This window comes from Flavobacterium labens (assembly GCF_048286755.1).
Classification (GTDB): domain Bacteria; phylum Bacteroidota; class Bacteroidia; order Flavobacteriales; family Flavobacteriaceae; genus Flavobacterium.
In genome coordinates this window covers 111894-125243 of record NZ_JBLVPL010000004.1, presented here as the reverse complement: position 1 = coordinate 125243, position 13350 = coordinate 111894, and the positions used below count along the sequence as shown (strand labels likewise).

12 protein-coding genes are annotated in these 13350 nt (G+C 34.7%); all 12 read right to left on the bottom strand.

Annotated elements, in window-relative coordinates; genetic code table 11:
* Positions 1–120 precede the first annotated feature (120 nt).
* Positions 121–2016: an SPFH domain-containing protein gene (locus ACNQF8_RS10830; protein WP_417950060.1), complete on the bottom strand. Its 1896-nt coding sequence runs from the start codon at positions 2014–2016 to the stop codon at positions 121–123.
* A 220-nt stretch (positions 2017–2236) separates the two neighbouring features.
* Positions 2237–4840 carry a cation-translocating P-type ATPase gene (locus ACNQF8_RS10825; protein ID WP_417953536.1) on the bottom strand — a complete coding sequence of 868 codons (2604 nt, stop codon included), beginning with the start codon at positions 4838–4840 and terminating at the stop codon, positions 2237–2239.
* Between the two features lie 49 nt (positions 4841–4889).
* Positions 4890–5183 (bottom strand): chaperone modulator CbpM, encoded by a 294-nt coding sequence (locus ACNQF8_RS10820; RefSeq protein ID WP_417950056.1) that lies wholly within the window; start codon positions 5181–5183, stop codon positions 4890–4892.
* The gene (locus tag ACNQF8_RS10815) at positions 5180–6070 is read right to left on the bottom strand and encodes a DnaJ C-terminal domain-containing protein (protein WP_417953537.1); all 891 of its coding nucleotides are present in this window, start codon (positions 6068–6070) and stop codon (positions 5180–5182) included. Before ACNQF8_RS10815 ends, ACNQF8_RS10820 begins: the two co-directional genes overlap by 4 nt.
* 55 nt (positions 6071–6125) lie before the next feature.
* Positions 6126–6698, bottom strand: a complete 573-nt coding sequence (locus ACNQF8_RS10810) for a YceI family protein (protein WP_315207940.1) — start codon at positions 6696–6698, stop codon at positions 6126–6128.
* Between the two features lie 255 nt (positions 6699–6953).
* The gene (locus tag ACNQF8_RS10805; RefSeq protein ID WP_417950050.1) at positions 6954–8015 is read right to left on the bottom strand and encodes a reverse transcriptase domain-containing protein; all 1062 of its coding nucleotides are present in this window, start codon (positions 8013–8015) and stop codon (positions 6954–6956) included.
* A gap of 497 nt (positions 8016–8512) precedes the next feature.
* Positions 8513–9667 carry a phospholipase D-like domain-containing protein gene (locus tag ACNQF8_RS10800; RefSeq protein WP_417953538.1) on the bottom strand — a complete coding sequence of 385 codons (1155 nt, stop codon included), beginning with the start codon at positions 9665–9667 and terminating at the stop codon, positions 8513–8515.
* Entirely contained in the window at positions 9654–10757 is a 1104-nt protein-coding gene (locus ACNQF8_RS10795) for a site-2 protease family protein (protein WP_417953539.1), read from the bottom strand. The genes ACNQF8_RS10800 and ACNQF8_RS10795 overlap by 14 nt, the downstream gene beginning before the upstream one ends.
* Before the next feature lie 94 nt (positions 10758–10851).
* Positions 10852–11841: an NAD(P)-dependent oxidoreductase gene (locus ACNQF8_RS10790; RefSeq protein WP_417953540.1), complete on the bottom strand. Its 990-nt coding sequence runs from the start codon at positions 11839–11841 to the stop codon at positions 10852–10854.
* 181 nt (positions 11842–12022) lie between these two features.
* Entirely contained in the window at positions 12023–12208 is a 186-nt protein-coding gene (locus tag ACNQF8_RS10785; protein ID WP_417950042.1) for a transketolase C-terminal domain-containing protein, read from the bottom strand.
* Positions 12209–12340: 132 nt separating this feature from the next.
* Positions 12341–12610: a zinc ribbon domain-containing protein gene (locus ACNQF8_RS10780; RefSeq protein ID WP_417983514.1), complete on the bottom strand. Its 270-nt coding sequence runs from the start codon at positions 12608–12610 to the stop codon at positions 12341–12343.
* Positions 12611–12886: 276 nt separating this feature from the next.
* Entirely contained in the window at positions 12887–13345 is a 459-nt protein-coding gene (locus ACNQF8_RS10775) for an OsmC family protein (RefSeq protein WP_417983512.1), read from the bottom strand.
* Positions 13346–13350: the final 5 nt, after the last annotated feature.

The following is a 13350-nucleotide window of genomic DNA, read 5'->3' as shown; positions in this document are numbered from 1 at the left end:
ATTTTCAGTGTTTTTAAAGTATTTTTTAATGTTTTTATTGAAAAAACATAAAAAACAAACGCCATTCAAATTTTGAATGGCGTTTGTGGAACATTTTATAAAAAACTATTGTACTAGACTTTATTCCTTCTCGTTTTTTGTATCCATCATTTCCATCAGTTTCATTCCAAGAAGGCCGCTGATAGGTCCATCAGAGCCATTATTTCCTGAAATTAAAACATCAGGAATTACTTTGATTTTTCCTTTACCAATCTCTTCGGTTATTTTGTATTTCGTGAAGTTATCACCACCCATTGCTGAGACTTGCAATTGATATGCTTCGGCAGTTGATTTACCAATAGCCATAATTTTTTCAGCTTCGGCAAGACCTGTTTTAGAAATTCTTTCGGCTTCGGCACTAGCAGTTAGTTTTGTCGCCTCTGCTTGTGCTCCAGCTCTTGCTTTAGTTGCTTCCGCTTCTGCATTAGCACGCATTTTTGTCGCTTCTGCCTCAGCATTTACATTTAATTTTAAACTGGTAGCATCTCCTTCCGCCTTTTTTACTGTTGCATCAGCAGTACGTTGCGCAATTTCAACACTTTGTGACGCTTTTACGATTTCTTTTTGCATATCGGCAATAGCGGTTTCTTTTTCCATTCCCTGACGTTGCTCCTGAGCCATTCTTTGGGTCTGATAGGTTTTTTGCTCTTCTTCGGCTATCTTCCTGTCAGTAAGTGTTTTCATTAAGGATTCCGGTGGTACAATATCACCTATTAATGTATCAACTGCATTTACATTGTATTCATCAAGAACCACTTTGATATGATTTTTAGCAGATTCTTGACGTTCTTTTCTTGTTGATAAAAAGGATATTACATCACTTTCCTGAGCAGAGTTTCTAAAATAATTCCCAATTGTTGGTTCCAAAACCTGTGAAACAAGATTGTTCATACTTCCAAAACGGGCAATTACTTTTGGAGCTTCATTCGCGGGAACATGAATAATTTGGGACACATCCAGATTAAAAGGGAAACCATCTTTTGAACGAACTGTAATTGTGGATAAATTTTGGTCTAAATTATGGGATTCACTGCGTGCATCTGCCCAGTTCAACACTAGATTTGTTGTAGGAACAGGTTCTAATTTAGTAGTGTATTTATTTAAGGCATATTTTCCGGGACCCAGCGGCTCCATCCATACACCACGTTGCCCTTTTGAAACAATATTTCCATGTTTGAAAGTATCACCTGTTACATCCTGTCCATCTTCGCCAATATAAGAAATCACAACACCAACATAACCAATAGGTACATCTGTCATAGGGGTTTGTTCAATTTGTATCGCCCAAGTATTAATATAATAGGATCCGGCAAGCATAACCTGTGGCTGTAATCCACGATTTCCACCATTTTTTAGAAATTGATCAAAATCTTGAAAGTTATTGTGATTTTCAACAAATTTACCTGCAATTTGACCAATAGGAATTGGCTCACCATCCATAGCGGTTACTATTCCGACCATATTCTCTGAAATCACAATTTGAGGGGACATTACCACTTCAAATAAAAAGGTATTAATCCTGTAAGATCCAGTAGTTATAAAGGCCGATTGACGTCCTTTTTGCCCGCCATTATTCAGAAATAAGGTAGCATCTTGAAAATTGTCTGAGTTCACTTTTTGTGCCAAAATTCTACCAGTTGGTATTTCTGCACCGTCTTTACTCAAAAGCAAACCAATATTACCCTCAGGAATAATGGTAAAAGGAGCCATTTCAACAGAAAATTGCCAAGGCCACATAGCCCAGTATAATCCCGGAGCAAGTGTTTTTGCCTGAAAACCGGCTTCCCCTTTAGTAGCAATAATTCTACCGTCCGGTAAGGATTTTTCGGATCCAAAAAGGACAAATTTTTTGGTTACTAAACCAATTTTATCTTCAGGAACGATTACCATTCCGAAGAAAACACGTAAAACGAATTTGTAAAGAATCAGGCACAAAACCAATACTAGTACCCACCAATAATCTGTAATTGTTGTCATATTATATGAATTAGAATTGTAAAATTAATGCAATTTTTTCTGTTAATATTAAAAATTGAGATAATTAACGTTTGAATAATCTTACTAAATTTATATAAAAAAACATCATTTTTAAGATTGTAAATAGGCGATTTAAGACCTGATTAATTTTGAATCAATCAAAAGTTAGTGTTTCGTATATTAACACTTTTAGCGGTGTTTTTTTTGCTCATAAATTATTCTAAAACAGAACATGGAAGTTAGTAACGCGTCTGTTTTTAATCCATTTTTCTATTTCACCAGACCAAAATACAATGCTTGATGCCGCTAAGGTTATTCCTAATTCGTATAAAGATAAAGGTTGGGTTTTAAAAATTTCATTAAAGAAAGGTATGTAAATAACCATAAATTGAAGAACAATAGTTATCAATAGTGCACCTACCATAGGTCTGTTAGTAAAAAATCCAATTTTGAATATAGATTCACGCCCGGAACGAATGACCATAACATGTCCTAATTGGCTAAAACAAAGTACCGTAAAAGCCATCGTTTGCCAATGAGAATTGGTGTTGTATATAGCGTATGCCTGCACTCCTATGGTTACGCAGCCCATCAAAAACCCAACCCATAAGATGTGTAAAGCCATACCGTTTGAAAAAATATTTTTCTTTGGATTTCTGGGTGGTCGTTTCATGATATTTGTTTCAGATGGCTCTGAGGCTAGTGCTAATCCGGGTAAACCATCCGTTACCAGATTAATCCAGAGAATGTGAATCGCCAATAACGGAATAGGTAAACCGAAGAATGGCGCTAAAAAAATAGCCCATATTTCGCCTGAATTTCCCGTCATAATGTATTTGATGAATTTTAAGATGTTATCAAATATTTTCCTGCCGTGTTTAACGGCAATAATGATGGTGGCAAAGTTATCATCGAGTAAAATCATGTGCGAGGCTTCTTTTGATACCTCGGTTCCATTGATTCCCATAGCAATGCCAATGTCAGCATTTTTTAAGGCAGGAGCATCATTCACACCATCGCCGGTCATCGCCACAAAATGGTTTTTGGATTGTAAAGCTTTAATGATTCTTAGCTTTTGTTCTGGATTTACGCGGGCATATACTTTTACCTTTTCGACAATTTTTATAAATTCACTCTGTGTTAATACGGATAGTTCTGAACCCGTTAAAACAAGGTCGTCGTCTGTGACAATAATGCCAAGTTTTTCGGCAATTGCTTTGGCAGTTAGTTTGTGGTCACCCGTAATCATAACGGGAATAATACCGGCGCCTTTGCACTCAGAAACCGCCTGTCTGGCTTCTTCTCGTGGTGGGTCAATCATTCCCACAAACCCAATAAGCGTTAATTCATTTTCTATCAAATTGGCATCTAAAGTATCCGGTAAGGACGAAAGTGTTTTCATGGCGTACCCTAAAACCCGATATCCTTTTTCAGCCATTTCGTTGACTTTACGTTCAAATTCAGGAATAAGTGATTTTTGATTGGCATTCAGTTTGTGAAACAATATATCAACAGCTCCTTTCGTAATCACCATAATTTCACCATTAGCATTTTGGGTTTGATGAATTGTAGTCATACATTTTCTTTTAGAATCGAAGGGCAATTCTGCTATTCTGGGCAACTTTAATTCTAAATTTGGGCGATTCAAATTTTTATCGAATGCATATTGTACCAAGGCAAGTTCTGTAGAATCTCCCAGCCATTTCCCATTTTCTTCTTTTGTAACATCATTATTTAAAGCGATAGCGTGTAACAGTAAATTTTCTTCCTTAAAAACAGTATCATACTTTGTATCCGATGTTTCAAAAATTTCCTGTACCGTCATTTTATTTAACGTAAGAGTTCCCGTTTTATCAGAACAGATGTAAGTCACGGAACCCAGAGTCTCTACTGCCGGTAATTTTCTAATGAGCGCATTGCTTTTTGCTAATTTTTTGGCACCAAAAGCAAGAGCAATCGTAACTAATGCAGGTAAAGCTTCAGGAATTGCAGCAACAGCAAGCGAAATAGAAGTAATTAACATCATCAAAACAGATTCTCCACGTAACCATCCGATACAGAAAATTACAGCGCAGATAATAAGTATAATCACTGATAATCGTTTGCCAAAAGCAGCTAACCTTTTTTGTAAAGGCGTAGCGGTTTCATCGGTTTGGATCATTTTTGCGATGTGTCCAAGTTGAGTATGCATTCCAGTTGTTACAACATAAGCTAGTGCGCGTCCGTTAGTAACAAATGTTCCCTTATAACCCATATTGGTTTGGTCACCTAGTGCATAATTACCTTCGGGGAGTTCCTCAGTATTTTTTTCTACATTGTTTGATTCGCCCGTAAGCGCTGATTCGTCCACTTTTATTTGATGGGTTTCAAAAAAACGGACATCTGCAGGAATAACATTTCCCGCTTCCAGTACAACAACATCTCCAGGAACAATATCTGATGCAGGAAGGTCGATTGTTTTTCCTTCACGTAAAATACGGGCATGGTTTGCTGCCATATTCTTTAATGCTTCCATTGCTTTCTCAGCCCGATATTCTTGGATAAATCCTACCACAGCATTAATAATAATGATAGCAAGAATAATTATTGTATCCGTGAGATCCCCTATTATTCCTGATATGATTGCTGCAGCAATAAGGATGAGAATCATAAAATCAGATAATTGAGAAAGCACCATTTGTACTACTGTCTTTTTCTTTTTATCCTCAATTTGGTTTTTACCATGTTCGCACAAGCGTTCCGAAGCCGTTATATCATCAATACCGGATGGAGTTGTGTTTAGCAACTGTGTTATTTCTGATAGTGGAAGTAAATGCCAGTTCATATTTTTTACTTTTTATATTCAGTAAAAAGAATATTGTGATTATCAAATCTCAACTTTCATACAAACGTAATCTGTTTTTAGTGGAAATCAGCTCATTTTGCAAGGCATCAATTTTTTGCAATAAATTAAATACGACATCAATTCCTTCTGTATTAATATCTAATTCCTGATGGATGCGTATCATTTTCTCAATTTCATAGATTGCGTCCGGATGGATATATTGCGTTTCTTCGATTGTTTTTACTTCGAGTAAACCCATCTCACTGAGGTTGTTAAAAAAGGATAATTCTACTTTATAATGGGTACATAATACAGGTATAGCGATAAGGTTTTCTATGTTCATGACGTTTTTAACTTAGCGAGTTCCGTAAATAATTCTTTTTCTTTCTCAGTAATATTTGTGGGTATTTGCACTTGATAGGTAATATATAAATCTCCAAATTCCCCTTCCTTTTTATAGACAGGAAATCCTTTTCCTTTCAGTTTTACTTTTGTTCCGTTTTGAGTTCCGGGTTTTACGGTTAGTTTTACTTTTCCGTCAAAAGTATCTGCGGTGATATCGCCACCCAATAAGGCAGTATATAAATCTAAGGTAACGGTGGAGTAGAGGTTGTGTTTATCTAGCTTAAAGTTGGTGTGGTTTTCAATGGTGAAGGTGATGTACAAATCTCCTTTTGGACCACCGCCAGCGCCTTCACCACCAAGTCCGCTAATTTTTATTTGTTGGCCATTTTCAACTCCGGCAGGAATGGTAATCCGAATGTTTTTGCCGTTAATTGTCAAGGTGCGTTTGTGGGTGGTGTAAACGTCTTTTAGGTCGAGATGCAGTTCAGCATTAAAATCCTGTCCTTTGAACTGTGCACTGCGGCGACCTCCACCTTCTGATGTACGACCTCCAAACATAGATTCAAAAAAATCTGAAAAATCTGCCCCGCCGCCAAAACCACCTTGTTGGCCATTGCCTTGGTATTGTCGTTGCTGTTTTGATTTTTCAAATTCTTCCGCATGTTGCCAGTTTTCGCCGTAGTCATCATATTTTTTACGATTCTCTGTATGGCTCAATACTTCATTGGCCTCATTGATTTCCTTAAATTTTCTTTCAGCTTCTTTATCGTTGGGATTTAAGTCGGGATGGTATTTTCGGGCCAGTTTTCTATAGGCCTTTTTAATCTCGGCTTCGGTTGCTTTTTTGTCCACCTCAAGAATCTTGTAATAGTCTATAAATGCCATCTGGATTTTTTTTTATTTAATTTTCGGGCTTTAATAATACTTTAATCGAAGGTATTTACTGTTTAATGAACTCACAATCTGCTTTAATTTTTACTTCGTCGCTAATCATTTCCGAAGGAAATTTTTGACCTATATTAAAATCAGAACGCTTTAAAATTCCGCTAAACTGAAACCCAGCAGTAATTGCTTTTGATTGTTCATTCACTATAGTTCCTCTATACCACATAGTAATTATTGCCCGTTTTGTTATTCCATGCAATGTGAGCGTGCCTATAAGTTTGTATTTATCCTTTCCAATTTTTTTTATGGAGATGCTTTTAAAAGTCATTTTTGGATATTTTTCCACATCAAAGAAATCAGCACTTCGCAAATGATTATCACGCATTTCTACTTCGGTGTCAATAGATGCTACATCAGTCGAAAGTTCAAGCACAGCATCACTGAAATCTGTTTTGTTAGTGGTTGTGGTTATCTCAAATTTTTTGAATAATCCGGCTATATCTGAAATGCCGTGATGTACAGTGCTAAAAGTAAGTTTGGAATGCATTGGATCTGCTTTCCATGTTGTTTGTGCCAGCAGAAAAGTAGAGAAAAACAATGTTGCGATAATTGTGCTTATTTTTTTCATGTGGTATTATTTTTTAATTATTTGCGAGTTTATAAAGACGTTTGGAGGTTGTAATCTCGCTTTTATCAATTTTTGTAGGTGTAAAAGAGATAGTACAAATGATGGTAATTGTTAGACATTTTTGTCTATCAAATTTAATTAATTTTAAGGTATTAAAACAGTAATAAATTGCTTTATTTCAATAGGTTATTAAAATAAAAAAAACTCTAAAATGAGTTTTTATGCCATATTTTTCTCAAGAATATTTTTCAATTCTTATATAGGTATTAATTCGTCCTCCATAGCTTTTAAATCTTGTTTCTTTTTTAGCTCTTTCAATATAGATTTGTATTCTAAAAATTCGATGTCTTTTGGATTTATTTGCAATACAAAATTGATTTTCCCTAACAAATGTTCGAGATAATTTTTTTGGTTGATTTCTTTGTATTCGCGATGTTCTTCGAAACCAAATTTCTTGATGTAGTACATGGCTTGTCTCAAATCATTGCGTTTGTGGAATACCACTTGTGGTTTTTCATTCACCACGATCCCAGTTACGGTTTGTCGGGTATTGGACTTCATGAGTTTAGTCTTGTTTTTATTGATACGAAGGTTTAATTTTTCAACAGTTTCAATTACTTTATGAAGCAATTTATTTTCATCAAAATCCCCCGAAAAACTCATGTCGTCAGCATAACGGGTGTATCTTATTTTATGCAATTTGCAGTAGACGGCTATCTCGGTATCGGCATTTTTAAAAATTAAATTCGAAAGATAAGGGCTTGTGGGTGCGCCTTGAGGCAAAGCTTTGTCTCGGGTGCATAATTTGGATAGCAATCTCGATACCATCTTAGAATAGCCTAATTGATGAAACTCTTTTTCAACTAATCCAATAGTGATTGATTGAAAGAAGTTTTCTAAATCCAATGTGAATACTTTAGGTTGATTTTTATGAAATTTTAGATTTTCTATAAGGCTTACATTGGTTTTGTATGCTTTCGCAAAAGGGCTGATGGGAACTTTATTGAGTATATTTCTCAAAATCCAGATTTGGATTTCTTTCAAGCTAGGAAGCGGTTCAGAAATAAGTCGCTTTGTGCCATTTTTTTTTGCAATTTCAAAATCACGGTAAAAATAGCGGGGATAAACAGCCGCTTTTTTTAAGTATTCTTTCTTGTATCCCACCAGAAGTGATAAATGACTTGGGTTATAAATAACGGGTACGTCATTAGAAAATAATACTTCTGCATAATCCAGACAGCGTTGAATATGTGGCAGGGAATAGCCTATTTTATGGGATTTGTCTGTAAAGGTATCTTTGTATTGTGTAAAATCCATAGCGTTGAAATCGTTAATGGAGTAGGGACTATTTTGTCCCTAACCCCTATTAAGAATACCGGTTTAAAAGTTCGGAGCTCTGCGGAGAATCTTTTAAACCTGGTGCTTGAAAGAACATTCAATTACAGAGCAGTGACTCACGGCTCCGATGTTAACCTGAGCTAACAAATTTCTTTGAGAAATGAACTAAAAAAATAATTCATCCTGACTGGGAATAAACACTATTTTACTGCTTAATTTGGGAATTTTACTCTCCAAATCTTTTTGAATCCAATCCTCTTTTTTTTTAGTTTTTAGTCGGTGTGGTTCCATTGTTGTATGTTTATAAAATGCTTATTGTTAATGTTTTAAATGATTATAAAGCACATATAAAGTTAATTAAAAATAATTTATTAACAGTACTTATAGGGATAATTTTTTCAATAATAATTTACTTTTGGAAACAGAAAACGTTTTTCTGTTTTGGAAAGAAAACGGTAATTATTGTTTTCTAAAAATCAATTATTGAATCGCTTGTAGGGAGTATACGTGACAATTATTTCTATTATTCGGGTAATGCAATACGAAAGAAAGTTGATGGATTTCGTTAATAGATTATTCTTGATTTTTAGGGAATTAGGTGTTATTCTTTGGCATTGAGCAATAATTTCGGTGAGGTGTGCTCGAAACATTTTAGAAAACAAAGCGGAATTTATTTCGACATTCATTTCAAGGCTTCCGTACGAACTTAAATTATTCAGATTAAAAGATCCTATTGTAGTCCAATTGCCGTCTATTACCGCGACTTTTCCGTGTAAGATAGATTGGTCCCATTCATATAATTCAATATTATATTTAAGCAGTTTGCCATAGAGAAAACAGGTAGCACGCCTTGTCAGAGGCAGGTCTGATTTTCCCGAAAGAATTAATTTAATTTTCACCTTATTTTTGGATGCTTTTTTCAAGGCTCTAATGATTCGTATCCCAGGTAGAAAATAGCTTCCCACAATGATTATTTCTGTTTTTGCATTTCGTATGGATTTTATATACCCATCACAAATCTCATTTTCACCTTTTAACCAGTCATTTTGAAGGATGCGAACCATTCCATCTTCCTCAAATGGAAAAGAAGATTTTATTTTTTTGTTTTGGAAGTGTCTTTTTTTAAAATAGATATCGGTGCATAATTTTTGAAGTGGTTCGGCAATTTCTCCTTTTAATTGAACTGCATAGTCCAACCAAGGAGCTTCTATAGGGGAACCACAATATTTATCAGCTATATTTATGCCGCCAATTAGTACCACTTTTGCATCAGCAACAATAACTTTTCGGTGTAGTCTTCTACCAAGATAAAAGGTATAAGTAGAAATTAAAGGAGCAAAAAAACGAATATTTATACCAATTTGTCTCATTTCTTTTATTGTTTCGGAGGGAAATGATAAAGACCCCAAACCATCCAAAAGAACATAAACCTGAACATTTCGGGAAGCAGCTTCTTTTAATGCCTTAATAATTCTATTTCCAGTTGCATCGTTCTCAAAGAGATACATTTGCATGTGAATTTCAATCTGTGAATTACAAATAATAGCCTCTAATCGAGAAAAATAATCTTCGCCACTGTAAACAAGTTCCAGATTTTTTGGAGCTATAAGGCTATTTTTATTTTCTATCATGGGCTTTATTTATTTTCACTTCGTTAATCAAAAGAAATTCCATTAGGTTTTCAACATCCAAAACACCAACAACTTTATTATTTTCCATAACGAGCATTAATCTTGATTTATTGAGTTGAATGAGCCCAAAGACTTTTTCTAAAAGAGAATCACTGTCAAGATAAACTAAATTTCTATCCATGACATTGTAAATAAATTCATCATCTCCTTTTTTAGAAAGCGCCATAATAATCTGATCCCGATTCAGCGTTCCAACAGGAATACCTTCTTCAATAATCAAAAAATTCTTGTTTTGACTGTCTAATACTAATTTAACGGCTGTTTTTACAGTATCATTTGCATCAATCGTAGGATATTGCTTCATTACTACATCGTGGACTTTAAAACCTTTCAAGATGAATTTAGATTCCGTATAATCAGCTTCAACCTGAGCTCCAATAATTACAAAAATACCTATAAAAACTAAAATTGGAGAAGTGAAAAATCCAAAAATGATGAATCCCACTGCCAATAGTTGCCCTATCCGTGCCGAAATTCTTGTTGCAACATGTCTTTGTAACTTGAACGATAACAGCGCACGTAAAATCCGGCCGCCATCCATAGGAAAAGCAGGAATTAAATTAAAAAGTGCCAACCAGAAATTGACTAAAAAGAAATTGAGGAAGAAATTATTGGCGTTTACTCCATTAGACAACTCCGCCATTAATTCCTCTGAAGTATCGGGAATGGTAATAAAGATTCCAGTGATAAAGGCTAACGTAATATTTACCAAAGGTCCGGCAAAAGCCACTATTAATTCTTCGGATGGTTTTTCTGGTAATCGTTCCAGCCGGGCTAATCCGCCAATGGGTAAAAGGGTGATGTCTTTGGTTTTTATGTTGTAATTTTTTGCCGCTAAAGCATGGCCGAGTTCGTGTAATAAAACAGTAATGAATATGCATAAGATAAACACCACTGACCATATAATTTGAGTGGCATTTTGTCCTGATTTGTAGTTCATGAAAATGATAAACAGAATAAGTAAACTGAATGTCCAGTGTATGAATATTCCAATACCTGATACTTTTCCGAGTTTAAAAGATCCTTTCATCTTTTGAGTTTTTAATGTTACCAACCACAGTATGATTACAAAACAGACAAACAATCTAAAGGCTATTCGTTTATAAATGAATTCAAAACCGGTATTAGTTCACCTCATTTTCCGAAATACCATTATAGGTCCAAGCATTTAAATTCGCAATTGTTGCGTGTGCAATTCCCTCTAATGCTTCGTTTGTCAAAAAACCTTGATGGCCGGTAATCATTACATTAGCATGGGAACGAAGTTTTAAAAATAAGTTGTCATCTATTGGAGAATCAGTATGATCTTGAAAAAATATAGGTTTCTCTTTTTCGTAAACATCTAAGCCTGCTGCACCAATGGTTTTATTTTCGATAGCTTCTAATAAATCTTTGGTATTTACGATTCCTCCACGAGCAGTATTAATAAAAATCACTCCTTTTTTCATTAATGTAAAAGTGCTTTTATTAAACAGATGGTTAGTTGTTCCATTGAGCAGATAATGCACAGATATAACATCAGCAGTGGCGCATAAATCTTCGAGTGAGACATAAGTAATTGGAATTTCATCCATGAGTTCCTTGTTTTCCTTAATATCAAAAGCGATTATTTTACAACCAAAACCATGCATGATTTTTGCAAAAGCAACGCCAATTTTTCCAGTCCCTACTATCCCGATTGTTTTTCCATGCAAATCAAAACCAACTAAATGATCCAAACGATAATCGCCAATTTGCATCAACGTCTGACCTAAAACCAGTTTTCTGTTTAGTGCCATTAACAAAGCTAAGGCTAGTTCAGCAATGGCGTATGGCGAATATTCAGGAACATTTGCCACTTTCATCCCTAATGACTTTGCTCGAACCAAATCAACATGATCGTAACCTACGGAACGCAGGGCAATATATTTTACACCACAAGTATATAGTTTTTGTAAAACTTTTTCTGAAGCATCATCAGAAGTAAAAAGTGAAACAGCATCAAATCCTTTGGCTAGGGACGCGGTACTTTCATTCAATGGCTGCTCCGTAAAAACTAATTCGTGATTACCATGAGCCGCTTTTTCAAGGAAAGCTTTATCAAAACCCAATATGCTATAGACTAATACTTTCATTTTTGCTGTTTTTCATTTCTAAAATAATACTTGTTAAGGTAGTGAATTTTCTACAAACCTGTTTCAGAAATTTCAATTCTTATTTTTAAATTTAAAGAACTTAAACTCTTTTTAGTCAGTACGATTAAGGAGTAAATGAATGTTTTTGTTATTTTTTGAACCGGTAAATTTTTTCAAAAAATTAATTTCGATAAATCATCTTTTTTACAGCATTGGTACTATCATTTTTTTGAGGAATGGCAGCTTTTTCTAAATATGCAGGGTAGGGAATAGGGCCTTCAATGGCGCACAATCGTTGCACTGGAGCATCCAAATCATAAAATCTGTTTTCCATAATCTGGGCATTCATTTCCGAGGAAATACTCACGTAACGTTAGTCATTTTCTACTATCAAAAAGACGCCTTCATCATTTTGAAATGCTTCGCGAAGACTTTGATTTAATGCTTCTCGATAAGTGATGGACAATGTCGCCCTGCTGTTTTTCATGGGATGAATCAATTATTGTTGTTGTTTGCTTTTCCAACGTTTTAAGGCAGGCAAAATATGTACGGCTTTTTGAATCATATAACTAGGAAGGTTTCTTTTTTCCATATAGGTTTGTACAATATTTTTCATGTCATCGAGGTTCATTTCCGGATTTTTTAAATCACTGTTCACATAACAATACTTGCAATAGTCATTACTTTTAATACCGTTATTTTCGGTTCCTTTTAGTTTGTCTGTATGAAGTGGCATACCGCAACTTTGACAAAACAGTATGTCTTCCATACTGTTTGCTTTTAAAGAGTTTAGTGTAAAGTTTTTCATGATGTTTTTTGATTTTAATATTAATAATTAAATTTCGGTGTAAATAAATTTTGTCCATTTATCTTATGGTTCCCGAGTTTCTTGTTCTGCAAAATCCAATACTTTCTGAATTTTTATTTTTATTTTGTTTTCAAAACCAGTAATCTCATTTTCTGTAATCCATTGCTGTTGCAAAACCTATAGAATGCTGGTTCGTATAGCTTTATATTTTTTCGAAAATGGTTTCTAAATACTGCTCTAGAAAGAATTGCCTAGCGGAACAAGATTGTACTCAATAATTATTTCTGGCTCTAAACGAATGGTTATTTTTATGGCATTCGAAATCAGGCAGGCCTTTTCACTCATTTCCAAAATATGTTTTGCACGCTCTGCTTTTTGGGAATAATGGATGACTAGTTTTGGTTGAAGAATGATTTCGGTTATAGTATGTTTTCCATTGATTTTATCAACATTACAAGTTGATTTACTCTCAAAACTGATAAACTGTAGTCTTGAATTTTCAGCAATCGATAGAAAAGTAGTTAATAGACAACTGTTTATCGCTGCAACAAATAGGTGCTCTGGAGACCAAATTTTCTCCATTCCTTTCGGAAATTCTGGAGGTGTTGCGACTTCAATATTTTGAGGCAGAGCAGGGGAACTTAACATTCCTTTTCTTTTGTCTGACCATTTTAGATTTACTTCGTAAGTATACATCATAT